Raw genomic sequence first — 24,453 nt, 5'->3', positions numbered from 1 at the left:
GCTTTGGGCTTGCTGTTAGAGGAACGAGTGATGTCACAAGAACGCCGTTACAGTTTCGAGTTCTTCCCGACCAAAACCGACGCAGGTCATGAAAAGCTGATGGGCGTGGCGCGCCAGTTGGCCGCCTGCAACCCTGACTTCTTCTCCTGCACCTACGGCGCCGGCGGTTCCACCCGCGACCGCACGCTCAACACGGTATTGCAGCTGGAAAGCCAGGTGCAGGTGCCGGCTGCGCCCCACCTTTCGTGCGTAGGCGATACCAAGGCCGAGTTGCGCGCGCTGCTGGCCGAGTACAAGCAAGTCGGCATCAAGCGTATCGTCGCACTGCGCGGTGACCTGCCTTCGGGCATGGGCATGGCCAGTGGCGAGCTGCGTTATGCCAGTGACCTGGTCGAGTTCATCCGTCAGGAAACGGGTGACCACTTCCATCTCGAAGTCGCCGCCTACCCCGAGATGCATCCACAGGCACGCAACTTCGAAGCCGATCTGGCCAATTTCGCGCACAAGGTCAAGGCCGGTGCCGACAGCGCCATCACCCAGTACTTCTTCAACGCCGACAGCTACTTCTACTTCGTCGAGCGAGCCCAGAAGCTGGGCGTGGACATCCCCGTGGTGCCCGGCATCATGCCGATCACCAACTACAGCAAGCTGGCGCGTTTCTCCGACGCTTGCGGCGCCGAAATTCCACGCTGGATTCGCAAACAGCTCGAAGCCTATGCGGACGATACGGCCAGCATCCAGGCCTTCGGTGAAGAAGTCATCACCCGCATGTGCGAGGAGCTGCTGCAAGGCGGTGCACCGAGCCTGCACTTCTACACCTTGAACCAGGCAGAACCGAGCATGGCGATCTGGAACAACCTCCAGCCGTCTCGTTGAAGCCCGATGGACCACGTGCTGGTAGCTGACCGGCGCCTGGTTCATACGCACGTGTGGCAGGCCCCACCTGCGGCGCCCTGCCTCGCCCAATCCGGCACTGGTCTTGACCTGGCCGAGCGCGTAATCTCCGGGCATGCCAATCTCCGCCCGTCTGATCTGGATCCTGCTGCTTTTTTGCCTCAGCCCGTTCGCGCTGGGCGAGCGCTTGCGCCTGGTAAGCGATGACTGGGCACCCTATGTCTATCAGCAAAACGGCCAGCCGCGTGGCATCGACTACGAGGTCACGACCGAGGTATTGCGTCGTCTTGGGTACGAGGTCCAATGGCAGTTCATGCCCTTCAAGCGGTGCCTGGCAATGATCGAGCAGGGCCAGGCCGACGGCATCATGGATGTCTTCCAGGTCGAGTCCCGCCACCCTTATTTGCTGTATGTCCCGGAACCCATGTCCACGGCCGAGTTGATCCTGTTCCAGACCAAGGCTCGCCGCCATGAGGTATCGAGCCTGGATGCGCTGGCCGGCCTGACCGTGGGCACCTCGCCAGGCTACAACTACAGTGCGGCGTTCAATGAGGCTGCCTTCTTCAAGCGCGAAGCGGCGCCGACCCATGAAGCGAACTTTGGCAAGCTGGCGCTGGGGCGCATAGACCTTGCGATTACCGACCGCAGGGTCGGCCTGCATGTCATCCGGCTCATGGGTCTGGAGCAGCAGATCGAAGCCTTGCCGCTTGTCGTCAGTCGCCAGCCCCAGTACCTGGGCCTGGCCCGCAAGCCTGGGCGTGAGGTACTGGCCCAGGCCTTTGCCGAGGAACTGCGGCGATTCAAGCAGGAACCGGCCTACGCGGCCATCATGGACCACTACACACACGACCCTGAGAACCTTGCGAACGCCGTTGAGCAGCAGGAAAGCAGCACAGCGCGCTAGCTCTGTTATACTCGGGCCTTCCCGCCCGGCTCACGCCCGGACGCTCGGCCTCGCAACAGGCATCCCGATCGGCATCGACGCACTCTGGCGTCAGCCCTCCGTTTCCCGGATGTGCAGTGAAAGCCCAGCTGGACCGGACGCGATCGCATCTTGCCGATGCCCGTCGCGCCAGGCAGAACATCCCTACGGGCCCAGCCCACACGAGAACAGGATTGCCCATGTCCTTTGCTTCCCTCGGTCTCTCCGAGGCTCTTGTCCGCGCCATTGAAGCCGCGGGCTATACCCAGCCGACCCCCGTGCAACAGCGGGCAGTTCCCGCCGTGTTGCAAGGCCGCGACCTGATGGTCGCCGCACAGACCGGTACCGGTAAGACCGGCGGTTTCGCCCTGCCGATTCTCGAACGTCTGTTCCCGGCAGGTCACCCGGACAAATCCCAGCGCCATGGCCCCCGTCAGCCACGGGTCCTGGTACTGACCCCTACCCGCGAACTCGCGGCCCAGGTGCACGACAGCTTCAAGCTGTATGCCCGCGACCTGCCGCTGGTCAGTGCGTGCGTCTTCGGCGGCGTCGGCATGAACCCGCAAGTGCAGGCCATTGCCAAGGGCGTCGACGTCCTGGTTGCCTGCCCTGGTCGCCTGCTCGATCTGGCCGGTCAAGGCAAGGTCGACCTGGCCCATGTAGAAATTCTGGTATTGGATGAAGCTGACCGCATGCTCGACATGGGCTTCATCCACGACGTCAAGAAAGTGCTGGCCCGCCTGCCTGCCAAACGCCAGAACCTGTTGTTCTCGGCCACGTTCTCCAAGGACATCACTGACCTTGCCGACAAGCTCCTGCACAACCCGGAGCGCATCGAGGTCACCCCGCCCAACACCACCGTCGAGCGCATCGAGCAGCGTGTCTACCGCCTGCCGGCCAGCCACAAGCGTGCCCTGCTGGCGCACTTGATCACCCTGGGTGCGTGGGAGCAGGTACTGGTCTTCACCCGTACCAAGCATGGCGCCAACCGCCTGGCCGAGTACCTGGAAAAGCACGGCCTGACTGCCGCAGCCATCCATGGCAACAAGAGCCAGAACGCACGCACCAAGGCCTTGGCTGACTTCAAGGCCAACAACATTCGCGTGCTGGTCGCCACCGACATCGCCGCCCGTGGCCTGGACATCGACCAACTGCCCCACGTCGTCAACTTCGAGCTGCCCAACGTCGAAGAAGATTACGTGCACCGCATTGGCCGTACTGGCCGCGCCGGTCGCTCTGGCGAGGCCATTTCCCTGGTGGCACCTGACGAGGAGAAACTGCTCAAGAGTATCGAGCGCGTGACCCGTCAGAAGATCGCTGACGGCGACCTGATGGGCTTCGATGCCAGCCAGGTCGAGGCCGAGAAGCCTGAAGTCCGCGAACGCCAGCAGCCCAATGGCCGTGGCGGTCGTGGTCAGCAGGCCCGCGGCGAGGGCAGCAAGGACGCCAACGGTGGCCGCAAGGATAAGGGCAAGGACAAGGGCAAAACCCGCCAGCAGGCTGCGGACAAACCCGCTGACAAGGAAAAGTCCGGCGACAGGCAGCAACAGCCGCGCAAGCCACGTGACAAGAAGCCTCGTCAGCAACAGGCCAGCAACGCGACCCCTCCGGCCATGCAGCCCAACCGCGATCCGGAAGAGTTTCTGGATGACGATGTGGATAACTTCGGTAACCGGGCTGACTACGTGAGCCCGTACCAGAATGGCAAGGGCCAAGGCCGCAACCGTCGCCCAGCCGGTAATGGTAGTCAACCGCAAGGAGGTACGCCGCGTACCAATGCCGGTGGTCAAGGCCGCAACAACGGTCAACCCCGTACTGGCGGTGGTGAGAAACGCCCGCCTCGTGCCAATAATGGCGGCACTGCTCGTCGTGACGGCGGCGCGCGTGGTGGTCGCCCACCGCGTGACGCAGCTGCCCGCCAGGAACCGGCCGTAGGCAACACGCGCCAGCCACAGCATCAGCCTGTGATCATCCGCAAGGAATCCAAGCTGGACCGTTATCCGACCCCCGAGCAACTGGACGATCTGCCAAGCCGTCCGCGGGGCGAACGCCCGGCACTGCTGACCCGCAAGGGGTCGTAAACGAAAACGGGGCCGCAAGCGGCCCCGTTTTTCATTCGGCTGACACGTATTACTTCTGCTTCACGCCTTCGACACTGATATCCAGATCCAGCGTCTGCGAGGTTGGGCCTGGGCCTTCGATGCCAAAGTCATTCAGGTTCAAGGTGGTGGTGGCATTGAAGCCAGCGCGCTCACCGCCCCATGGGTCCTTGCCTTCACCGTTGAAGGTGGCCTTGAAAGTCACCGGCTTGGTCACGCCGTGCAGGGTCAGGTCACCCATGACGTCAGCGGTCTTGTCACCGGTGGACTTGACGCTGGTGGACACGAACTTGGCATCCGGATACTTCTTAACGTCCAGGAAGTCGGGGCTGGCAATGTGCTTGTCACGCTCGGCGTGGTTCGACCACAGGCTGGCGGTTTTCAGGTCGACACTGATCTTGCTGGCTTCAGGCTTGGCACTGTCCCACGTGAAGTTACCGTCGAAATCCTTGAACGTACCGTGAATGAAGCTGTAGCCCAGGTGGCTGATCTTCCAGTCCACGAAAGCGTGCTGGCCTTCCTTGTCGATCTTGTACTCGGCTGCCATGGCCTGGCCAGCGGAGAACAGAGCAGTACCGAGCGCCAGAGCGGCAAAAGTCTTTTTCAACATCGTTACTTCCTTCCTTTGCGATTGAGGTTGAGCGTCAAGCTTTGCGGCCCAGCATACGCATGAGGGTCGCGTCACGGTCGATGAAATGGTGCTTGAGTGCGGCCAGGGCATGCAACCCCGCAAAAACCACCACCCCCCACGCCAGCCACAGGTGGATGACACCGGCCAGATCCGCCTGGTCTGGCAGATTGCTGACCAGGGCAGGCACCTCGAACAGGCCAAACACCGGGATCCCCACGCCGTCGGCGGTGGAAATCAGGTAACCGGCAATCATCACGGCGAACAACCCCAGGTACAGGGCCAGATGCCCCAGCTTGGCACCCAATCGGGTGAGCGGGCCATAACTGGCAAGTGCCGGCGGCGGCGGGCTCACAAAACGCCACAGCACGCGCAACAGCATCACCGCCAGCAGCATCAGACCAATGCTTTTATGCAGGTCTGGGCCGGCCTTGCGCCATGGGTCATAGTAGTCGAGCCCGACCATCCACAACCCGAGGCCGAAAAGACTGAAGACGGTCAGCGCCACGCCCCAGTGCATGAGAATGCTGACAGCGCCGTAACGTGAAGATGAATTGCGCACTTGCATGTTGGCGTTCTTCCCCGTGAAAGCTATGCAAAGACTAGCGTCAAACGTATCGAATAAAAGCGGAAAAACTTGCTTTGGATTATCGACAAATCCGATAGCAATTTTCATAGAAGGCTATTAAGGAAACGTTAACGCCGATATCAGGTAGCGAGCGCTTCGATCAATGCGCATGGCACAGGGCTCAGTCGAGTGGCTGAGCCCTGCGGTTAGGCGCCGCCGGGGCGGTGCCGGGCAGGCCGGCGGTATCAGCTCGCTTTGGCCTGGCTATCGGTCAAAGGCTTCTTGGCTGGCGCCGGCTTGGTAGCCGCTTTTTTGCTGTCGGCAGGCTTGTGAGCTGGCTTGTGGGCCGATTTGGCCGCTGGCTTGTGGGCCGGCGCCTGCTTGACCGGGGCGGCCTTGGTGGCTGCTGCCTTGGTGGGTGCTGCCTTGACGGCGGGCGCCGGGCTGGCCGGTGCCTGTTGTGGCGCTTGCGCTGCAGGCTGCGCGACGGGGGGTGCTACAGGTGCTACGTCAGCGGCCTTTGCCGCCGGTTGAGGCTCTGGCGCTGGGGTTTCCTTGGCGCCGAACAGCCGAGCGAAGAACCCTGGCTTCTTCTGACCCGTCGCGTCGGTCGATTGGGCCTCAGGCTTGGCCGGCGCTTGGTCGCCTGCCTTGTCTTTGTTGGACGCGCCGCCGAAGAGGTTGGTGAAGAAATTGCCCTTGCTCTTGGCCGCTGCCGCACCTGCTGCGGCTGTCGCGGCAGCCGGCACGGCCTTGACTGGGTCGAACGACTTGCCGGCCAGCAGGTCCTGCACTTGGCCGGCAGCCCGTTGACCGCTACGCAGTGCGCCTTCAAGCGTGCCTGGGTACAGGGCATCGGTGTGCTCACCGGCAAACGCGATGCGTTGCACCGGGCGCTCCCAAAGACGCCAGTACTTGCTGATCTGGCCAGGTCCATAGGCCAGGTAGGCACCCCCGGTGCCGGCATCGGCGCTGTAGCGCTTGACTTCATAGCCGGTGAAGGCGCCGCGGGCCTGAGGGTAGAAGGTGTGCAGGCGAATGAGCACCTGGTCGACCATTTGCTTGTCGCCAAAGGCCTGCAGCAGGCGGGCGTTGTCGCCGGAAAGGTTGATCACCACATTGGCACCGCCCTTGAGGGCCGGCTCGATCCACAACATGCCCAGGCCGGTATTGCTGAAGATCTCGCCCGACATGCGCGCCCGGCTTTCCCACACCGGTTTCTTGAACTTGAGCATGACCTGGTCGCGCCAGCCGTAGTTGGTGCCCTTGAGCGCCGCCACATGCTGGTTATCCAGGCCAGGTGTCATCTGGATCTTGGCCAGTGCGCGCAGGGGCACGGCCATCACCACGTAATCGGCGCGATAACCCACGCTGCCGACTTTCACGGTGACGCCATCCTTGTCCTGAACGATTGCACTTACCGGCGAGTCGGTCTTGATGGTCTTCAGTTGCTTGACGAATGCCTGCGCCAACACCGGGCTGCCGCCAGGAAGCCGCGCTGCACGCAGGTCACGGACGCTCACGTCACGGTAGACGCGGTTCTGCTGGGCGAAATACAACAGCGACAAGCGCGATGGCTCGTCGTAGCGGCTGCGGATCTGCTGGTTGACCAGCTGACGGGCGGTGGCAGGCAGCTGCAACTTGTCCAGCCAGGAGGACACGTTGATCTGGTCCAGGGCGAACAGGGTGCTGGTCGCCTGGGGGTTGAGCGGATCGTCGATCGAACGGGCCAGGTCGTCCAGGGTTTTCTCGTAGCGCTTGAGGGCTTCGGCCGTGGCCGGCTGCTTGAGGGCCAGGTCTGCGGCGCTGAAATACTCGCCATCGATCAGGTAGCCAGGGGTGCGCACGAATTCCGGCGCTGGCAGCGTGTCGAGCTTGAAGCGATCAACGTACTGGTTGAGTACAGGCTGCGCCTTGGTATTGCCAATCCATTCGCTGGTGGCCAGGCCCGAGCGGCCGCCCATGCCTGCCTTGGCTTCGAGCAAGGTCACCTGCCAGCCCTTGTTCTGCAGCTCATAAGCTGCGGTCAGGCCTGCCATGCCGCCACCCACGACGATTGCCGTAGGCATCTTGTCACTCGCCAGCGCGGCACCGCTGGAAACACCAATCAATACCAACGCGCACAGGCGCACCCAAGCAGCAGCCATGTTGGCGAACTCCGAGTCAAAGGTTGCAGAAAACAGAGAGAGGCGGGATGCCCCGAGAGAGGCGCTAGAATACGTCACCGCTGCCAGGGCTGCCAGCGTAGTGACATCAAGTGGTCTGGCTAAATGACATTTTCTGGCGGGTTGTTCTCACCCGTGCCATTGCTTAGGCTTACGCCCCCACGCCGCCAAGCCAGGAGAAATGCTCATGGGCCTCAATGATCAGTGGATGCAGCGCGACCTCAAGGTCCTCTGGCACCCCTGCACCCAGATGAAAGACCACGAGCAACTGCCGCTGATACCGATCAAGCGCGGGGAAGGCGTGTGGCTCGAGGATTTCGAGGGCCGGCGCTACCTGGATGCCGTGAGCAGCTGGTGGGTCAACGTGTTCGGCCATGCCAACCCGCGTATCAATCAGCGCATCAAGGAGCAGGTCGACCAGCTTGAGCACGTTATTCTGGCAGGCTTTAGCCACCAGCCTGTGATCGAGCTGTCCGAACGCCTGGTGGCCATGACACCGGCTGGGCTCGACCGGGTGTTCTACGCCGACAATGGCTCCTCGTGCATCGAAGTGGCGCTGAAGATGAGCTTCCACTACTGGCAGAACGTCGGCAAGCCGGACAAGAAGCGGTTCGTCACCCTGACCAACAGCTATCACGGTGAAACCATCGCGGCCATGTCCGTCGGTGATGTCCCGCTGTTCACCGAAACCTACAAGGCGTTGCTGCTCGACACCCTGAAAGTCCCAAGCCCCGATTGCTACCTGCGTCCGGAGGGCGTCAGCTGGGAGGCGCATTCGCGCACCCTGTTCCAAGTCATGGAGCAGACCTTGGCCGAGCATCATGCCTCGATCAGCGCGGTCATCATCGAGCCGTTGATCCAGGGCGCCGGCGGCATGCGCATGTACCATCCGGTCTATCTCAAGCTTTTGCGCGAAGCCTGCGATCGCTACGACGTGCACCTGATCCATGACGAGATCGCGGTTGGCTTCGGTCGTACGGGCACGATGTTCGCCTGCGAGCAGGCAGGTATTCGCCCGGACTTCCTGTGCCTGTCCAAGGCCCTGACCGGGGGGTATCTGCCCCTGGCCGCCTGCCTGACCACCGACAAGGTGTACCAGGCGTTCTATGACGACTACCGCACCTTGCGCGCGTTCCTGCATTCGCACAGCTACACGGGTAACCCACTGGCGTGCGCGGCCGCATTGGCCACCCTCGACATCTTCGAGCAGGATAACGTGATCGAGGCCAACAAGGCGCTGGCCACGCGCATGGCCACCGCCACCGCGCATCTGGCCGACCATGCCCATGTGGCCGAGATTCGCCAGACCGGCATGGTCCTGGCCATCGAAATGGTCCAGGACAAAGCCGGCAAAGTGCCCTACCCCTGGCAGGCGCGACGCGGCCTTAAAGTGTTCGAGCATGCCCTGACCCGTGGCGCGCTGCTGCGTCCGCTGGGCAGTGTGGTGTATTTCCTGCCACCGTATATCATCACGCCCGAACAGATCGACTTCCTGGCCGAAGTGGCCAGCGAAGGCATCGACATCGCCACCCGCGACAGCACCTGCGTGACGGTGCCCAGCACCTTCCACCCGGATTTTCGCGATCCGGGCTGATTACGGGGCGAAGGTCAGGCCTTCGACCGCGCCGGAACCTGCGCTGCGCATGCGTCATGCCAGCGCGGGCCTTCCGGTTGTCCTTACCTTTTCAGAGCTTACCCATGAGACTGTCCCGCTTTTTCATCGACGCTACCCTGAGCCTTGGGGAACACGACCTGCCCGAGGCACAGGCCCACTACATCGGCCGCGTATTGCGCATGGCGGCGGGTGACCCCGTGCAGCTGTTCGACGGCAGCGGCCAGGAATACCGTGGGCAGTTGCTGGAGGTGGGCAAGAAGGCCGTGCGTGTGAGCCTGGACCAGGCATTCGCTGGCCAGGCCGATTCCCCCCTGCAGGTGCACCTGGGTCAAGGGCTGTCGCGGGGCGAGCGTATGGACTGGGCCATCCAGAAAGCCACTGAGCTGGGCGCCAATGAAATCACCCCGATCGTCAGCGAGCGGTGCGAGGTGCGCCTGAAGGACGAGCGTGCCGACAAACGCCTGGCCCACTGGCGGCAAGTGGCGATCAGCGCCTGCGAACAGTGTGGCCGCTCCAGCCTGCCGATCATCCACCCACCCATCACCTTGACTGAGTGGCTGGCCGCAACCCAGGCGCAGCTCAAGCTGGTGTTGCACCCGGTGGCCGAACCGTTGGTCAGCCATGCCAGACCGGCAAGCCTGGCTTTTCTGATCGGTCCCGAAGGCGGCTTGAGCGAACCCGAGGTCGAGCAGGCCAAGGCAGCGGGCTTTCATGCAGCGCGCCTTGGCCCGCGGGTATTGCGCACTGAAACTGCGCCGGTGGTAGCCCTTTCGGTGGCGCAACAGCTCTGGGGCGATTTCTAAGCCTTCTCAGGGGAGCAGAGGCTGCTCACAGGCTGGGTTCATCAGCGCACGTAGTGCGACACTGCCACGAAATGCATCAGGCTGCCGGCAATCACGAACAGGTGCCAGATGCCATGCCAGTGGCGAAAGCGCCGGTCGAATGCGAAAAATATGATGCCCACGGTGTAGAACACGCCCCCTGCGGCCAACCAGGCAAAACCGGCCGTACCCAGCGCCTCCAGCAACGGGTTGACCGCGACCAGCACGATCCAGCCCATCACGGCGTAGATCACGATGGACAAGACGCGTGCTTCGGAGCGGGGCTTGATTTCCTGCAACATGCCCAGTACGGCCAGCCCCCAGACGATGCCGAACAGGCTCCAGCCCCAGGGCCCGCGCAGGCTGATCAGGCAGAAGGGCGTGTAGCTCCCGGCGATCAGCAGGTAGATGGAGAGGTGATCGAGCTTGCGCATGATCACCTTCGCCCGCCCTCGCGTGCTGTGATACAGCGTGGAAATGCTGTACAGCAACAGCAGCGTGCCACCGTAGATGGAGAAACTGACGATCTTCCAGGGGTCCCCCTGCAAGATGGCGCCGATGATCAGCCAGAGGGCACCGAGGCCTGCCAGCAACGCACCCACCAAGTGGGTCCAGGCATTGAAGCGTTCACCGTAATACATGCACTTAAAGACCTTTCGAAACCCAGCTAGTTTCAGCCGCGACACTCGACGCGTACCGGCGGCACGCTCTAACCCGGCGTTTGCAGCCTGCCGCTGCGCTGTGCGTCCCTGACCAGGCGCTCGAGCCCGACCAGGTCAGGCACGCGCGCCACCTGATCCCCTACCTGGACAGCGGCCAACTCAAGGGGTGCCAACGCCACGTCAACGTAGTTGAGCTGGCTGTCGAGCTTGCACGAGCGCGGTATGTCTTGCAGCAACAAGGCCAGGTAACGCAAGCCCGTGTCGCCCAGTGCGTTGAGCACCACCACCCGGGCCCGTTCTCCACAGGGCGTATGGCTGTCACAGGCCGCTTCGAAACCGATCAGGGGCAAGCGCTGCTGGCGCCAGTCGACCCAGCCCAGGTGCCAGGGCAGGTCACCGCGCTGACACGCTACATTGCGCAGCCCACTGAGTTCGGCTACGGCCACATTGGGCAGCACTAACGTACGGTCGCCCAATGGCAGCAACAGCCCGGTAAGGCTGCTGCGCTGCCCGGCTATCAGTTCAAGCATGGGACTGGCTCCACCGGAGGATGCTGTGCAGCAAGACCGACTCCTGATAAGGCTTGCCGAGGTATTCGTTGACCCCGATGGCCATGGCTCGGTCGCGGTGCTTGTGCCCCGTACGCGAGGTGATCATGATGATGGGCAGCGCCTTGAGGCGGGCGTCCTGGCGAATGCGGGTCGCCACTTCGAAACCGTCCATGCGCGGCATTTCGATATCCAGCAGCAACACATCGGGCCGGTGCCCTTCCAGCACCGCCATGGCATCCACCCCGTCCTTGGCGGTGATGACGCTCATGCCATGGCGCTCAAGCAGGCGGCTGGTGACCTTGCGCACCGTGACCGAATCGTCTACCACCATCACCAGCAAGGTGCGGTCCGGGGTCGCTGCCGGCAGCAACCCACGCGGCGTGCCTCCAGGCAAACGAGCAAGCCGCCGCTGCTGGCCACGCAATTGCCCCAACAGGTCGAGAATCAACACGACGCGCCCATCCCCCAGCAGCGTTGCACCCGACAGGCCGGCAACGGCCGCAAACTGCGGGCCCAGGCTTTTGACCACGATCTCCCGGCTGGGCGACAGGCTGTCGACCTGAATGGCGAACGACTGCTCCTGTGAATGCACCAGCAACAAGGGCAGCGGCACGCTCTGGCCCAGCAGCGTAGGACGCGGCGCGCCCTGCACCAGCTCGCCCAGGTAGCGCAGCTGGTACTGATGGCCTGCGTAGGTGTAGCGCGGCGGCTCCTGCTCGTAGCAACCTGCCAGCTCAGCGGGCGGTACCCTCACGATGCCTTCGATGGTGTTGAGCGGGATGGCGTACTGCTCGTCGCCCAGGTGCACCATCAGCGCGCGGTTGATCGACACCGTGAACGGCAGGCGAATCTGAAAACGCGCCCCTTTGCCCTGGGCCGACTCGATGGTCATCGAGCCGCCCAACTGCTTGACCTCCTCGTGGACCACGTCCATGCCCAGGCCTCGCCCTGAGATCTGCGTGATCTTTTCGGCCGTGGAAAAGCCCGGCCTGAGGATGAACTGCAGTATCTCGTGGTCGCTCAGCTGTGCCTGCGGGTCGAGCAGGCCGCGCTTGATCGCCTTGAGCCGGACGGCTTGTAGGGGTACGCCGGCGCCATCGTCGGTCATCTCGATGACGATGTCCGCCCCCTCGTGCAGCAGGTTCAGGTGGATCGTGCCCTGCTCGGGCTTACCCGCAGCCAATCGGGCTTCGCGGCTTTCCAGGCCATGGTCGACGGCATTGCGCAACATGTGTTCAAGCGGCGCCACCATGCGTTCCAGCACACTGCGGTCCAGCTCGCCCTCGGCGTTGCCCACCACCAGCTCGACCTGCTTGCCCAGCTCGCTCGCCACCTGCCGCACCACGCGCTGCAAGCGCGGCACCAGGCGTTCGAAAGGCACCATCAACGTTGCCGTCAGGCCTTCCTGAAGCTGGCTGTTGACCCGCGCCTGCTGCTGGAGCAGGCCGTAGGCTTCCTGGGCGCGCTGGGCCATGGTTTCCTTCAGGTCCAGCAGGTCCGAGGCCGACTCGAACAGCGCCCGCGACAACTGCTGCAACTGGGAGTGGCGGTCCATTTCCAGGGGGTCGAAGTCTTCATAGACATCGCCCTCCAGCTGCTGGCGGCTGGAGATCCGACCCTGAGTTTCGATATCCAGGCGCAGCAGCTGGTCACGCATGCGCTCGAGTGTGGTTTCCATTTCGTTGAGGGTGAACTGGGCGTCATTGACCTGCTGCTCGATGCGTCCACGGATGATCGAGTGCTCACCGGCCAGGTTGCCCAGGTCGTCCAGCAGTTCGGCATCGACCTTGACCATGTCCCCCGGCACTCGCTCGGGGGTTACTGCCGGACCTTCGCTGGCGGCAGTTTCGACCGGGCTGGTGCCGGCCGCGCTATCGGTCAGGCCTGCGCTGCTGAAGTTGCGGATGTAATCGATCAGCGCCGTGGCGGCGTGCAGCGGTTGCCCCAGGCGCACCGCATCGAGCATGTGCGCCAGGCGGTCGTGGCAGTTCTGCAACAGCGAGAACAGGGCCCCGCTCGGTGGCAGGCGCCCTGCCGCGAGCAACTCGTACAAAAATTCCAGTTCATGGGCCAGGTCACCGATGGGGCCGATTTCGACCATGCGTGCCACCCCTTTGAGGGTGTGCAGGTCGCGCATCAGGTTGTCCACCTCCACCGTGCTGCGCGGGTCGGCCTGCCATCGCGCCAGCGCTGCAGCGGCGCTCTCGACGATGTCCGAGCTTTCTTCGAGGAAAACCTCCATCAGCTCTTCCCCGGCGCTTTCCGGAGCTTGTGACGGCGGCACTGGCGCGGGGTCGAGGGCCAGGTCTGGGGCTGGCGTGTCGATCAGTTGCACGTCCATGTCCGGGTGCAGCGGTGTGACGCTGTCGAGGCCCACGCGCCCGGTGGCATCGGGTGCAAGCCCTTGCCCCTGAAGTTCGCGCAGGCGAGCCACCAGCGGCGTACGCGGGACGACGTCCTGGCCGGCAGCCAGCTCGTCGAGCATGTCCAGCAGCGCCTCGTGGGCGTGCTGGGCATGGGTGAAGAACTGCGCATCGGCAGGCAGGCTGCCCTCCTCCACTGCACCGTACAGGTCCAGCAAGGCTTCGCACACCTCATCCACCTGCCACAGATCGGCCGAATGGGCGGCATGGGCAAGCTCGGTCATGTCATCGAACAGTGTCTCCAAGGCCGCCCGTTGAGCCGGGCGCCGCTGCCAGTCGGCCAGCAACGACTCGGCGTCCAGCAAACGATCCATGGCTTGCGACAGGAAAGCTGCGACCTGTTGCGGGTCGCGGGCGTTGCCGGTCGAGGCATGCGCATCGCCGCCCAGGGCGGCGATGCGCGTATCGATGGCCAACTCGACCTGCTCGATCAATTGGGCCGCACCAGGCAGTGGCTCGAACGGGGTGGTGGATAACTGCGCCAGGCCCTGCCCGAACATCGAGGCGACGGACTTGAGCCAGTGCAGCTCCGTTTCATCGAGCAGCAGGTCGTGCGCCTTGTACTCGCGCACCAGTCGGTCGAACACGGTGGCAAGTTCGGCGATGGGCACAACTCCGGCCATGGCCGCACTGCCCTTGAGGGTGTGCAAGGCCCGCTGCAGGGCGTCGTCTACAGGAACGCCGTGCTGGGCATTTGCCAGGAACCCGTCGAGGCTGGCCAGGTGGCCTTGGGCCTCGCCACGGAAGATGTCCAGTAACTGCGGGTCGAGCCCCTGCGCGCTGGCCGCGGCTGGCAGGTCGCGCTCGGCAAGGGCATGCAGGTGGCCCACCAGTTGCTGTACGGCGCTCACATGCGGCAGGTGCCCCGCGGCGAAGTCGGCGAGCACCTCGGGCAGTTGCGCGAACGCTTGCTCAAGCGCCATCTGCCCGTCCGCACCAAGCACGTTGCGGCCGGCAAGCACACGGTTGAGCAAGTGCTCGGCGGCCCAGGCCAGCTCTGCCAACGCCTGGGCATGCACCAGGCGGCCTGCGCCCTTGAGCGTATGCAATGCCCTATGCACTTCGATCAGCGCGTTGTGCTGCTGGTGGTCGGCACGCCAAGTCAACCAGTGCCGCTCAATGTCCTGAAGCAATGCTTGGGCTTCTTCGATGAATACGCCACGCAATTCGTCCTGAAGGCCATCCGACTCTTCCAGATCGGCATGCTCTTCAACGGTGGAACAGTGCACGCCCAACGCCCCCAGGCGCTCGCGAGCCATGACGATGAAGCGCTGAGCGTCGGCCAGCGGGTCGGCCACGCGCCATTGCAGATAGCATTCGCCAGCGCTCAAGGCTTCGGCCAGCAGCGTCAGTTCCTCGGACGAGGGGTCGGCCTGCGCCTGTTGTACCCAGCCCTGGACAAACACCGTGCAGCGCGCGAACACCTCGGCAGCGGCCGGCAACATCAGCATGGCCAGGGCGCCGCGCACCTGCTGGAGCAAGCCTGGCAAGGCCTGCAAGTGCTGACGGGGCCAGCCCGACTCCAGGCAATCGCCCATCAGGTCCTTGGCCTGCTGCAACACGTTCAGCGACTCTCGCAGCACGACCAGGCGAATCTCGGCGACATCGGCGCCCGGCAGGCCTGGCTCCCCCCCTTCTTCGAGTGGCCCGACCATGCCGTTGAGCGTGGCTTCCACGTACAACAAGGCCCCCGCCACATCCATCAGCACCGCGTCATCCACGGCCCGATCGCCCTCGGCCAGCCCTTGCAGCGTCATCACTTGATCGATGATGACCCGACGCGGCTGCTGGAAACCCAGCACGGCCAGGGTATCGGCCACGTGGCGCAGGGGCGCGAGCAACACCTCCAGTTGTTCATTGTGCTGCCGGTCGCTGCGCACGAACTGGTCCAGGCGGTCCTTGATGCGCATGAGGTCGTCACACAATGCCGCCACTACCGACCTTAGCGCGTCGCGGCCCTCCCCAGCCTGCAACTGCTCGCGCCAGTTGCCCAATGACACGTCAAGGTTCGCCAGGTCCTGGGCACCTGCCAGACGCTGGCCTGCATTGCCGAGCAGGCGGCCATGAACCACCGGTTCCGCGCCCCGGCAGGCACGCAGCTGGTTCAGGAGCGGCAACATCACCAGTGGCAAGTCATGGCGTGCACCGCGCAGACGTTCCAGGTAGGAAGGCAACAGCTCCAGGCCCTTGAACAACGCGCCCAGGCAGTCGCCTCGCGGGGTGACCTTACCGTTGGCCAGGTCGGTCACGAGCATCTCCAGCTCCTGGGCAAGGCGCGTTGCCCCAGGCAACTCCAGCATCACCAGGCAACCGTGTACCTGGTGCAGGTTGTCCGCCACGAAGGTGAGTAACGACAGGTCTTCAGGCTCGCCAGCAAAGCGTTCCAGCGCCTGGCGCCCCTGCCCCAGGCAATCGAGCAGGGCAGCCTTGGTCCAGGCCAGGCCCACGGTATCGTGGCGGGCAGGGCCAGCAATGGGGCCGGGCATGGGCGTGGACATGGGCATTTCTCAATGGGGCTCGGCAGGTGCCGGCAGGGTGAATCCGGAGACCGAACGGCGCATCTCGCTGGCCATGCGCGCCAGGTGACGAATGCTGTCGGCGGTGGCGCTGGAACCTGCGGACGTCTGGGCGGTGATCTGCTGGATGACGGCCATGGTGTGTGAGATCTGGCCCGCCGAGGACGTCTGCAATTGGGCCGCATCGGAAATGCTGTGGATAAGGTCGGCAAGGTTCTGCGAAACCCCTTCGATCTCAGCCAGCGCCACGCCGGCGTCCTGCGCCAGCCTGGCGCCGCGCACGACTTCGGCCGTGGTCTGTTCCATGGAAATGACCGCTTCGTTGGTGTCGGCCTGAATGGTCCGCACCAGGGCTTCGATCTGCCGCGTGGCAGAGGACGAGCGCTCGGCCAGGCGCTGGACCTCGTCCGCGACCACGGCGAACCCCCGCCCTGCCTCACCGGCCAGCGAGGCCTGGATCGCGGCGTTCAAGGCCAGGATATTGGTCTGGTCGGCAATGTCGTCGATCAGGCTCACGATATCGCCGATCTCCTGGGACGATTCGCCCAGGCGCTTGATGCGCTTGGCGGTGTCCTGGATCTGCTCGCGAATGTTGTTCATGCCGTCGATGGTGTTGTGCACCACCTCATTGCCTTTGTTGGCAATGGCCACGGACCGCTCGGCGACCTTGGCCGACTCGTAGGCATGGGCCGAAACACGGTCGATCGACTCGACCATGTCCCCGACTGCCTCGGAGGCCTCGCTGATCTGCTCGGCCTGTTGCTCGGATGCCTTGGCCAACTGGCGGGCCGTGTTCTGCGTATCCTGCACCGCCGAGGCGACCTGCACCGCGCTGTGGTTGATGGTGGCGACCAGGTCGCGCAATTGGTCGACGGAATAGTTGATGGAGTCGGCAATGGCGCCGGTGAAGTCTTCGGTCACCGACACGGTCACCGTCAGGTCGCCATCTGCCAACTCTTCGATTTCATCGAGCAGGCGCATGATCGCCTGCTGGTTGCGTTCGTTCTTTTCGGCGGTCTCACGCAACTGACGGTTGGTGGTGCGCACCATGACCAGGCCGATGAGGATGATCGAGGCCAGCGCCAACAAGCCCAGTGCATACCCCCCAACGGTATCGAGCGTGCGCCCGCTGGCCAGGTTTTCGAACCCGTTGGCCAGGTGCGAGGCTTCCTCGAGCAAGGTCTGCGACAGGCTGAAGATGCTGCCGGCCGCCTCCCGCACCCGGAACAGCTCCGGCGAGGTTTCGAGAATTTCATCGACCGAGCCTGCCACGAACTGGAACAGCTCGGCGATTTCCGCCAGCCGCGCCCTGGCATCGGCGTCCTCGACACGGGTAACGCCAATGCCAGCGTCGCCCTTGAGCATGCCCTCAAGCACCTGGCCGAAGCGGCCGGCATCACGGCCGAAGGCATCGGCGGCCTGCGCCGCCGCCGCATCGCCGGCCAGTACGGTATTGACCGACCCCAGGATACGTTCGGCCAACAGCAGTTGGCGCTGAGCCACGGCGACCTGGCTGGCCGGGGCGCCACTTTGCAGCAGAATTTCGACCACTTTTTCGTATTCGACCTGCAACTGCGGGACGGTTTCGGCCAGGGTTGCCGCCACCTGGTGCAAGGACAGCACGGTCTGTTCGCTGGCCAGGATGGTGTCGGTGCTCTTGCGCAGGCTCTCCCAGTCATCGCGCACCGCTTCCATTTCTTCGCGCACCGAGGGTGGCGCTGCGGGCAGGCCAGTGGCCTTGTCGCCTTCGCGCAGGTAGCCCCAGCGACGCTCGAAGTCGTTGCGCGCATCGGACAGCAGCCTGAAGGCCACACCCTTGCCGGCAGCCGCTTCAGTGGCGTTCTTGGCAATGCGCTGCGACAACACGCGCAGCTCGCCGGCATGGCCGATGTACTGCTTGTCGTAGTTGGACTGGGTGTTGAGGTAGGCGAAATTGGCGAACAGCAGAATGATCGAGAGGATCAGGATCAGGAACAGCACGGTGATCTGCGCAATGCTGCGGGTGCGGGGGCTCACGGTGGTGGCGGTGACGGGGGGAGCAGGCTGGTTCACGTTTGCAAGGTCCTATAACGCCACATCGAGAAAGCCCGGTGCCTGGGCCAGGGCAAAGGGGCTGAAGATCGCCCAGTAGTCGTGGTCGCGTTCGAAGCGCCCCTGAACGAAGGGCCCGGCAGCATCGGTCACTGGCAGCGCAGGTTGCAGGCTGTCGATAGCAAAGTGCTGCAGGCCCACCACTTCGTCCACCAGCAGGCCAACGAAAAGCGCCTCGTGATCGAGCACCAGGACGCGGCGCTGCTTGCCTGGCACGGCACTGCCCAGGCCGAGGAAACGGCCCAGGTCCATCACGGGCAGTAGCCGGCCACGCAGATTGGCCACCCCGCATACCCAGGGTTGTACACCGGGTACTCGGCTACTGCGGGGCTCACGCAGCACTTCGGCCACCTCGCCCATGGGGGCGACGAACCATTGCCCGGCTACACGAAAACCGATGCCGCTCCACTGCTGCAACCTGTCACCCGAAGCTGGCTGGTCGGCCACCAGCAGCCGGCAGCGGCGATCGATATCCAGCAACAGTTCGAAGGCGGTCAGCGACGCCCCCTGCGGGCGTGTGGTCAAGCCCCCAGCACCTCTTGGAGCTTGCGCACCAGCGCATCTTCTTCCACGGGCTTGGTCAGGAAGTCACGTGCGCCCTGGCGCGTCGCCCAGATGCGGTCGGTCTCCTGGTCCTTGGTGGTCACCACAATGACCGGAATGGCCTTGGTCTCCGGGTCCTTGCTGAGCTGGCGAGTGGCCTGGAAGCCGTTCATGCCTGGCATCACGATGTCCATGAGCACTGCATCCGGCTTCTCTTGCCGGGCAAGGGCCACGCCATCGGCGCCGTTATTGGCCTTGAGTACCTCGTGCCCGTGCTTTTCCAGCCATTGGGTCAACTTATACATTTCTGTCGGCGAATCGTCGACAATCAGAACGCGGGCCATACTGGTTCCCCATCAGGATTCGTAAGACCGTGCCAGGGCAGGGCACGGTCAGGGTGCTGTTTGTTGGGCTGTGGCAAACCCAGGCACATGGGCCTGTATTGCCTCGATCAGTTCTTCCTTGGTAAACGGCTTGGTCAGAAACTGATCAGAACCGACCACACGCCCGCGGGCCTTGTCGAACAAACCGTCGCGCGACGACAACAGAATCACCGGGACGTCCTTGAAGGTGCTGTTCTGCTTGATCACCGCGCACGTCTGGTAGCCGTCCAGGCGCGGCATCAAGACATCGACGAAGATCACGGCCGGGTTGTGATCGACGATCTTGGCCAGGGCATCGAAGCCATCGCTGGCAGTGATGACCTCGCAGCCCACCTCACTGAGCAGCATCTGCGCCGTGCGGCGAATGGTGCGTGAATCGTCGATCACCATCACTTTCAGGGGTTGTTCCATAGACGCCTACCCGGGGGAATTGAGCTGCATGGTGCAAGCGGCACGCGACAGGAAAGCCCCATGGGCCCATGGCCGCTTTTCGCTTGAAGCGTGTAGCCAAAGGCTTGAAGCTGCATTTTTAGCACAGTCCGGGTAGCCATTCCATCTGCCGCGCCCCTTGACCGGCGGCGTTGGCGGCGCCACCCTGAGCCACTTTTCTTTCGATCCATCGCGGCCACGCCGCCAAGAGGAACCACCCCATGAGCGTTCGCCTCGGCATTGTCATGGACCCTATTGCGTCCATCTCCTACAAGAAGGACAGTTCGCTGGCCATGCTGCTGGCTGCCCAGGCACGCGGCTGGAGCCTGTTCTACATGGAGCAGCGCGACCTGTATCAAGGCGAAGGCAAGGCCCGTGCGCGCATGCGCCCATTGACGGTGTTCGCAGACCCGGCCCGCTGGTTCGAGCTGGGCGAGGAGCAGGACAGCGCCCTGGCCGAACTGGACGTGATCCTGATGCGCAAGGACCCGCCTTTCGACCTGGAATTCGTCTACAGCACCTACCTGCTCGAACAGGCCGAAAGCGAAGGCGTGCTGGTGGTCAACCGCCCCCAGAGCCTGCGTGACTGCAACGAAAAGCTGTTCGCCACGCTGTTCCCGCAGTGCACCCCGCCTACCCTGGTCAGCCGCCGCCCGGACATCATCCGCGCATTCGCCGCCGAGCATGGCGATGTGATCCTCAAGCCCCTGGATGGCATGGGCGGCACGTCGATCTTCCGTCACCGGGCGGGCGACCCAAACCTGTCGGTGATCCTCGAAACCCTGACCCTGCTGGGCACTCAACAGATCATGGCCCAGGCCTACCTGCCGGCGATCAAGGACGGTGACAAACGCATCCTGATGATCGACGGGNNGGGGGGGGGGGAGCCGATCGACTACTGCCTGGCCCGTATTCCGGCCAGCGGCGAAACCCGGGGTAACCTGGCAGCCGGTGGTCGCGGCGAGGCACGCCCCTTGAGCGAGCGCGACCGCTGGATCGCGGCCCAGGTGGGCCCGACACTGCGCGAGAAAGGCCTGCTGTTCGTCGGCCTGGACGTGATTGGCGACTACCTCACCGAGATCAACGTGACCAGCCCCACCTGCATCCGCGAAATCGACGCCGCCTACGGCACCGACATCGGCGGCCAGCTGATGGATGCCATTGATCGCCAGCTCAAGGCGCGTTGACCACGGACATTCGGTAACGGGCTGGCGTGGGGTATCATGCTCACCCGCAAGCGACAGGCTGCAAGCCCGGCACAACCGCCCCGTGCTTCTGCTGACTGTCGCGTGCCGTTTGTAGCTCGACGATGCCCCTGGATACCTGATGACGCTGCCCGCTGACATCCCCGCCGACCTGTTGCCGCCCCGCGTTCGCCCGGTGGACAGGCTGGGCTTCACGCTGTTTCTGGCGGCGCTGGTGCACCTGGCGTTGATCCTCGGAGTGGGCTTTACCGTGGTCAAGCCGGCGCAGATCAGCCGCACCATGGACATCACCCTGGCCACGTTCAAGAGCGAAAAGCCGCCGGAAAAGGCTGATTTCCAGGCGCAGGACAACCAGCAAGGCAGCGGCACCCTGGACAAGAAGGCCGTGCCCAAGACCACCGAGCTTGCGCCTTTCCAGGACACCAAGATCAACAAGATCACGCCGCCTCCTGCCGCCAGGCCCGAGGTACCGCCGCCTCCACAGAAGTCGGCGGTCGCGACCAAAGCCCCCAAGGCGCAGAAGGTCGAGCCCAAGCCCCGGGAAAGCAAGCCCCAGCCCAAGCCGAGCACGCCCGTGCGCGAGTTCGACAGCTCGCAGCTGTCCAGCCAGATCGCCAGCCTTGAAGCCGAGCTTGCCAACGAGCAGCAGCAATATGCCAAGCGCCCGCGTATCCATCGCCTGAATGCGGCCTCGACCATGCGCGACAAGGGCGCCTGGTACAAGGAGGAGTGGCGCAAGAAAGTCGAACGCGTGGGCAACCTGAACTACCCGGACGAGGCACGCCGGCAGCAGATCTACGGCAACCTGCGCATGATGGTCTCGATCAACCGCGACGGGTCACTCTACGAAGTGCTGGTGCTCGAATCCTCCGGTCAGCCCGTGCTGGACCAGGCGGCCCAGCGCATTGTGCGCCTGGCTGCACCGTTCGCACCGTTCACCGGTGACCTGGCCGAGTACGACCGCTTGGAAATCATCCGCACCTGGCGCTTCGCCAGAGGCGATCGGTTGTCCAGCAACTGAGCCGGCACGCTTGCAGCTGTGGCCGGGTGGCGCCACACTATCCCCCATGAAGAACCTCACGCCGAGCTACCTCAAGCACCAGTTCCTGATCGCCATGCCGCACATGGCCGACCCGAACTTCGCCCAGACCCTCACGTACATCGTCGAGCACAATGCTCATGGCGCGATGGGGCTTGTGGTGAACAAGCCGCAGGAACTGAACCTGGCCGACATCCTCGAGCAGTTGCGCCCGGACGAAACCCCGCCGACCAGCACGCTGCAGGTGCCCATCTACCAAGGTGGCCCGGTGCAGACCGACCGCGGCTTCGTGCTGCACACCAGCGAGTGCAGCTACCAGGCCACGGTGGAACTCCAGGGCCTCTCGCTCTCCACGTCCCAGGACGTGCTGTTCGCCATCGCGGAAGGCGTGGGCCCGGAAAAGAGCCTGATCACCTTGGGTTACGCCGGCTGGGAAGCGGGCCAGCTGGAGGCCGAACTGGCCGATAACGCCTGGCTCAACTGTGCGTTCGACCCGGATATCCTGTTTGCCATGACCAGCGAGCTGCGCCTGGAAGCGGCGGCCGCGAGCCTTGGCATCAACCTTCACCTGCTGACCAGCCAAGCGGGCCACGCCTGATGGCCGACGCACTTGCCGAACCCCGGCTGCTGCTGGGCTTCGACTATGGCACCAAGCAGATTGGCGTTGCTGTCGGCCAGGCGGTCACCGGCCAGGCCCGTGAGCTGTGTACGCTGCGCGCCCAGAATGGCGTGCCGGACTGGGCCCAGGTCGAGCGCCTGGTCGCCGAATGGAAACCTGACGCCATCGTCGTCGGCCTGCCGCTGAACATGGACGGCACCCCCAGCGACATGAGCGCCCGCGCCGAAAAATTCGCCCGCCGCCTCAATGGGCGCTTCAACCTGCCGGTGCATACCCATGACGAACGCCTGACCACGTTCGAGGCCAAGGGCGAGCGCATGGCCCGTGGCGGCCAGCGCGGCACGTACCGGGACAACCCGGTCGACGCTATCGCCGCCGCCCTGCTGCTGCAAGGCTGGCTGGAGGCCAATACCTGATCATCTTCGCGGCCGGATGCCTCCGGCGCACCCTTCCGAGGAACCTGCAATGAGCCTACCTGATCCTGCCGCGCTGATCCGGCAGATGGCTGTCGACCTTCGCGCCCATCTGGCCCGCCGCGCCATCGCCGAGCCACGCTACATCGGCATTCGCACCGGCGGTGTGTGGGTGGCCCAGGCGTTGCAACAGGCCATGGACGACACCAGCCCCATGGGTACGCTTGACGTGTCGTTCTATCGAGACGACTTCAGCCAGAATGGCCTGCACCCGCAGGTGCGCCCCTCGGAGCTGCCGTTCGAAATCGAAGGCCAGCACCTGGTGCTGGTAGACGACGTGCTGATGAGCGGGCGAACCATTCGTGCCGCCCTCAACGAACTGTTCGACTATGGCCGCCCGGCCAGCGTCACCCTGGTCTGCCTGCTGGACCTGGATGCAGGCGAGCTGCCCATCCGCCCGAATGTGCTCGGCGCCACCTTGTCATTGGCGGCCCATGAACGGGTAAAATTGACCGGACCCACGCCGCTCGCCCTCGAGCGCCAGGACCTCGCCCCCGCTACCGCCCTTTAAGAGTCCCCCGCGATGACGCCAATCGACGCCAAGCGCCCGCTGCAGCTCAATGATCAGGGCCAGCTGCGCCATTTCCTTTCGCTTGACGGTTTGCCCCGCGAACTGCTGACCGAAATTCTCGACACTGCCGATTCCTTCCTGGAAGTCGGCGCCCGCGCCGTGAAGAAAGTGCCGCTGCTGCGTGGCAAGACGGTGTGCAACGTCTTCTTCGAGAACTCGACCCGAACCCGGACCACGTTCGAGCTGGCCGCCCAGCGCCTGTCGGCCGACGTGATCAGCCTGAACGTGTCGACCTCCTCGACCAGCAAGGGCGAGACGCTGTTCGATACCTTGCGCAACCTTGAAGCCATGGCGGCCGACATGTTCGTGGTGCGCCACTCGGATTCGGGCGCGGCGCACTTCATTGCCGAGCACGTGTGCCCGGAGGTTGCCGTGATCAACGGCGGTGATGGCCGCCATGCGCACCCGACCCAGGGCATGCTCGACATGCTCACCATTCGCCGTCACAAGGGCGGCTTCGAGAACCTATCGGTTGCCATCGTTGGCGATATCCTTCATTCGCGCGTGGCGCGTTCGGACATGCTGGCGCTCAAGGCGCTGGGTTGCCCGGACATTCGCGTGATCGGCCCCAAAACCCTGATCCCCGTCGGCATCGAGCAGTATGGCGTGAAGGTGTACACCGACCTGGCAGAAGGCCTCAAGGATGTGGACGTGGTGATCATGCTACGCCTGCAACGTGAGCGCATGACCGGTGGCCTGCTGCCCAGCGAAGGCGAGTTCTACCGTCTGTTCGGCCTGACCACCGCCCGCCTGGCAGGCGCCAAGCCGGACGCCATCGTCATGCATCCCGGCCCGATCAACCGTGGGGTGGAAATCGAATCGGCCGTGGCCGATGGCAAGCATTCGGTGATCCTGAACCAGGTTACCTACGGGATCGCCGTGCGCATGGCCGTGTTGTCCATGGCCATGAGCGGGCAAAACGTACAACGTCAACTCGACCAGGAGATCGCCCAGTGAGCATCAGCATTCTTGGCGCCCGGGTCATCGACCCTCAAAGCGGCCTTGACCAGGTCACCGACCTGCACCTGGAGGGTGGCCGCATTGCCGCCATGGGCGCCGCGCCCGCTGGCTTTGCTGCCAGCCGCACCCTTCAGGCCGATGGCCTGGTCGTCGCCCCTGGCCTGGTGGACCTGGGCGTGTCACTGCGCGAGCCCGGCTACAGCCGCAAAGGCACCATCGCCAGCGAGACCCGCGCGGCCGTGGCCGGCGGCGTGACCAGCCTGTGCTGCACGCCGC

21 protein-coding genes and 1 pseudogene are annotated in these 24,453 nt (G+C 64.1%); 12 read left to right on the top strand and 10 right to left on the bottom strand.

All coding sequences use genetic code 11. From position 1 onward, the window contains the following. The first annotated feature begins 30 nt into the window (after positions 1-30). From metF to B2S33_RS16405, 3 genes are all read left to right on the top strand, one after another. The gene (gene metF, locus B2S33_RS16415; protein WP_027914023.1) at positions 31-876 is read left to right on the top strand and encodes a methylenetetrahydrofolate reductase [NAD(P)H]; all 846 of its coding nucleotides are present in this window, start codon (positions 31-33) and stop codon (positions 874-876) included. Between the two features lie 133 nt (positions 877-1,009). Continuing rightward, on the top strand, positions 1,010-1,798 hold the full coding sequence (locus B2S33_RS16410; protein ID WP_280077513.1) for a substrate-binding periplasmic protein: 789 nt from the start codon (positions 1,010-1,012) through the stop codon (positions 1,796-1,798). A 218-nt stretch (positions 1,799-2,016) separates the two neighbouring features. Further along, positions 2,017-3,897 carry a DEAD/DEAH box helicase gene (locus B2S33_RS16405; protein WP_027914025.1) on the top strand — a complete coding sequence of 627 codons (1,881 nt, stop codon included), beginning with the start codon at positions 2,017-2,019 and terminating at the stop codon, positions 3,895-3,897. A gap of 49 nt (positions 3,898-3,946) precedes the next feature. On the opposite strand, the gene B2S33_RS16400 is transcribed toward B2S33_RS16405, so the two are convergent. The 3 genes from B2S33_RS16400 to B2S33_RS16390 form a co-directional block, all read right to left on the bottom strand. Beyond that, positions 3,947-4,525, bottom strand: a complete 579-nt coding sequence (locus B2S33_RS16400) for a YceI family protein (RefSeq protein WP_145279391.1) — start codon at positions 4,523-4,525, stop codon at positions 3,947-3,949. A 34-nt stretch (positions 4,526-4,559) separates the two neighbouring features. Continuing rightward, positions 4,560-5,111, bottom strand: a complete 552-nt coding sequence (locus B2S33_RS16395) for a cytochrome b (protein ID WP_027914027.1) — start codon at positions 5,109-5,111, stop codon at positions 4,560-4,562. A gap of 245 nt (positions 5,112-5,356) precedes the next feature. Then, positions 5,357-7,258, bottom strand: a complete 1,902-nt coding sequence (locus B2S33_RS16390; RefSeq protein ID WP_288650667.1) for a flavin monoamine oxidase family protein — start codon at positions 7,256-7,258, stop codon at positions 5,357-5,359. 205 nt (positions 7,259-7,463) lie between these two features. Here B2S33_RS16390 and B2S33_RS16385 point away from each other — a divergent pair, with 205 nt between their 5' ends. After that, positions 7,464-8,870: an adenosylmethionine--8-amino-7-oxononanoate transaminase gene (locus B2S33_RS16385; RefSeq protein WP_028687250.1), complete on the top strand. Its 1,407-nt coding sequence runs from the start codon at positions 7,464-7,466 to the stop codon at positions 8,868-8,870. A gap of 104 nt (positions 8,871-8,974) precedes the next feature. Further along, the gene (locus B2S33_RS16380) at positions 8,975-9,694 is read left to right on the top strand and encodes a 16S rRNA (uracil(1498)-N(3))-methyltransferase (RefSeq protein ID WP_027914030.1); all 720 of its coding nucleotides are present in this window, start codon (positions 8,975-8,977) and stop codon (positions 9,692-9,694) included. 41 nt (positions 9,695-9,735) lie between these two features. On the opposite strand, the gene trhA is transcribed toward B2S33_RS16380, so the two are convergent. The 7 genes from trhA to B2S33_RS16345 all read right to left on the bottom strand — a co-directional run bounded on the left by trhA (position 9,736) and on the right by B2S33_RS16345 (position 19,292). Next, positions 9,736-10,353 carry a PAQR family membrane homeostasis protein TrhA gene (trhA, locus tag B2S33_RS16375; RefSeq protein WP_027914031.1) on the bottom strand — a complete coding sequence of 206 codons (618 nt, stop codon included), beginning with the start codon at positions 10,351-10,353 and terminating at the stop codon, positions 9,736-9,738. Positions 10,354-10,421: 68 nt separating this feature from the next. Further along, the gene (locus B2S33_RS16370) at positions 10,422-10,904 is read right to left on the bottom strand and encodes a chemotaxis protein CheW (protein WP_023532942.1); all 483 of its coding nucleotides are present in this window, start codon (positions 10,902-10,904) and stop codon (positions 10,422-10,424) included. Next, on the bottom strand, positions 10,897-15,846 hold the full coding sequence (locus B2S33_RS16365) for an Hpt domain-containing protein (protein ID WP_288650666.1): 4,950 nt from the start codon (positions 15,844-15,846) through the stop codon (positions 10,897-10,899). Before B2S33_RS16365 ends, B2S33_RS16370 begins: the two co-directional genes overlap by 8 nt. A gap of 9 nt (positions 15,847-15,855) precedes the next feature. Then, entirely contained in the window at positions 15,856-17,880 is a 2,025-nt protein-coding gene (locus B2S33_RS16360) for a methyl-accepting chemotaxis protein (protein WP_225806697.1), read from the bottom strand. 48 nt (positions 17,881-17,928) lie between these two features. Then, complete coding sequence (locus tag B2S33_RS16355) at positions 17,929-18,480, bottom strand: chemotaxis protein CheW (RefSeq protein WP_027914034.1); 552 nt, start codon at positions 18,478-18,480, stop codon at positions 17,929-17,931. Then, on the bottom strand, positions 18,477-18,842 hold the full coding sequence (gene pilH / locus B2S33_RS16350) for a twitching motility response regulator PilH (protein WP_111475567.1): 366 nt from the start codon (positions 18,840-18,842) through the stop codon (positions 18,477-18,479). The genes B2S33_RS16355 and pilH overlap by 4 nt, the downstream gene beginning before the upstream one ends. Positions 18,843-18,890: 48 nt before the next feature. Continuing rightward, positions 18,891-19,292, bottom strand: a complete 402-nt coding sequence (locus B2S33_RS16345) for a response regulator (RefSeq protein WP_027914036.1) — start codon at positions 19,290-19,292, stop codon at positions 18,891-18,893. A 239-nt stretch (positions 19,293-19,531) separates the two neighbouring features. Here B2S33_RS16345 and gshB point away from each other — a divergent pair, with 239 nt between their 5' ends. From gshB to B2S33_RS16310, 7 genes and pseudogenes are all read left to right on the top strand, one after another. Next, a complete protein-coding gene (gene gshB, locus B2S33_RS16340) occupies positions 19,532-20,497 on the top strand; it encodes a glutathione synthase (RefSeq protein ID WP_288650664.1) in 966 nt (321 codons plus the stop codon). A gap of 139 nt (positions 20,498-20,636) precedes the next feature. Further along, positions 20,637-21,536 (top strand): energy transducer TonB, encoded by a 900-nt coding sequence (locus B2S33_RS16335; protein ID WP_027914038.1) that lies wholly within the window; start codon positions 20,637-20,639, stop codon positions 21,534-21,536. A 46-nt stretch (positions 21,537-21,582) separates the two neighbouring features. Next, positions 21,583-22,152, top strand: a complete 570-nt coding sequence (locus B2S33_RS16330) for a YqgE/AlgH family protein (RefSeq protein ID WP_242810019.1) — start codon at positions 21,583-21,585, stop codon at positions 22,150-22,152. Continuing rightward, the gene (ruvX, locus tag B2S33_RS16325; protein ID WP_288650663.1) at positions 22,152-22,589 is read left to right on the top strand and encodes a Holliday junction resolvase RuvX; all 438 of its coding nucleotides are present in this window, start codon (positions 22,152-22,154) and stop codon (positions 22,587-22,589) included. The genes B2S33_RS16330 and ruvX overlap by 1 nt, the downstream gene beginning before the upstream one ends. Before the next feature lie 49 nt (positions 22,590-22,638). Beyond that, a complete protein-coding gene (gene pyrR, locus B2S33_RS16320) occupies positions 22,639-23,157 on the top strand; it encodes a bifunctional pyr operon transcriptional regulator/uracil phosphoribosyltransferase PyrR (protein ID WP_023533003.1) in 519 nt (172 codons plus the stop codon). Positions 23,158-23,169: 12 nt separating this feature from the next. Beyond that, the gene (locus tag B2S33_RS16315; RefSeq protein ID WP_027914040.1) at positions 23,170-24,174 is read left to right on the top strand and encodes an aspartate carbamoyltransferase catalytic subunit; all 1,005 of its coding nucleotides are present in this window, start codon (positions 23,170-23,172) and stop codon (positions 24,172-24,174) included. Further along, a pseudogene (locus B2S33_RS16310) lies at positions 24,171-24,453 on the top strand (dihydroorotase); the annotation flags it as partial. The gene B2S33_RS16315 and the pseudogene B2S33_RS16310, both read left to right, overlap by 4 nt.

Source organism: Pseudomonas sp. UBA5568 (genome assembly GCF_002425525.1).
Classification (GTDB): domain Bacteria; phylum Pseudomonadota; class Gammaproteobacteria; order Pseudomonadales; family Pseudomonadaceae; genus Aquipseudomonas; species Aquipseudomonas fulva.
This window is presented reverse-complemented; position numbering and strand designations above follow the sequence as displayed.

Bases quoted from the DNA above. Each gene is read 5' to 3' on its own strand.
- B2S33_RS16370 (WP_023532942.1), bottom strand. From the start codon at position 10,904: ATGCTTGAACTGATAGCCGGGCAGCGCAGCAGCCTTACCGGGCTGTTG.
- B2S33_RS16400 (WP_145279391.1), bottom strand. From the start codon at position 4,525: ATGTTGAAAAAGACTTTTGCCGCTCTGGCGCTCGGTACTGCTCTGTTC.
- B2S33_RS16335 (WP_027914038.1), top strand. From the start codon at position 20,637: ATGACGCTGCCCGCTGACATCCCCGCCGACCTGTTGCCGCCCCGCGTT.
- metF (WP_027914023.1), top strand. From the start codon at position 31: ATGTCACAAGAACGCCGTTACAGTTTCGAGTTCTTCCCGACCAAAACC.
- B2S33_RS16395 (WP_027914027.1), bottom strand. From the start codon at position 5,111: ATGCAAGTGCGCAATTCATCTTCACGTTACGGCGCTGTCAGCATTCTC.
- trhA (WP_027914031.1), bottom strand. From the start codon at position 10,353: ATGTATTACGGTGAACGCTTCAATGCCTGGACCCACTTGGTGGGTGCG.
- pyrR (WP_023533003.1), top strand. From the start codon at position 22,639: ATGAGCCTACCTGATCCTGCCGCGCTGATCCGGCAGATGGCTGTCGAC.
- B2S33_RS16385 (WP_028687250.1), top strand. From the start codon at position 7,464: ATGGGCCTCAATGATCAGTGGATGCAGCGCGACCTCAAGGTCCTCTGG.
- pilH (WP_111475567.1), bottom strand. From the start codon at position 18,842: ATGGCCCGCGTTCTGATTGTCGACGATTCGCCGACAGAAATGTATAAG.
- B2S33_RS16365 (WP_288650666.1), bottom strand. From the start codon at position 15,846: ATGTCCACGCCCATGCCCGGCCCCATTGCTGGCCCTGCCCGCCACGAT.
- B2S33_RS16330 (WP_242810019.1), top strand. From the start codon at position 21,583: ATGAAGAACCTCACGCCGAGCTACCTCAAGCACCAGTTCCTGATCGCC.
- B2S33_RS16410 (WP_280077513.1), top strand. From the start codon at position 1,010: ATGCCAATCTCCGCCCGTCTGATCTGGATCCTGCTGCTTTTTTGCCTC.
- B2S33_RS16345 (WP_027914036.1), bottom strand. From the start codon at position 19,292: ATGGAACAACCCCTGAAAGTGATGGTGATCGACGATTCACGCACCATT.
- B2S33_RS16390 (WP_288650667.1), bottom strand. From the start codon at position 7,258: ATGGCTGCTGCTTGGGTGCGCCTGTGCGCGTTGGTATTGATTGGTGTT.
- B2S33_RS16405 (WP_027914025.1), top strand. From the start codon at position 2,017: ATGTCCTTTGCTTCCCTCGGTCTCTCCGAGGCTCTTGTCCGCGCCATT.
- ruvX (WP_288650663.1), top strand. From the start codon at position 22,152: ATGGCCGACGCACTTGCCGAACCCCGGCTGCTGCTGGGCTTCGACTAT.
- B2S33_RS16315 (WP_027914040.1), top strand. From the start codon at position 23,170: ATGACGCCAATCGACGCCAAGCGCCCGCTGCAGCTCAATGATCAGGGC.
- B2S33_RS16380 (WP_027914030.1), top strand. From the start codon at position 8,975: ATGAGACTGTCCCGCTTTTTCATCGACGCTACCCTGAGCCTTGGGGAA.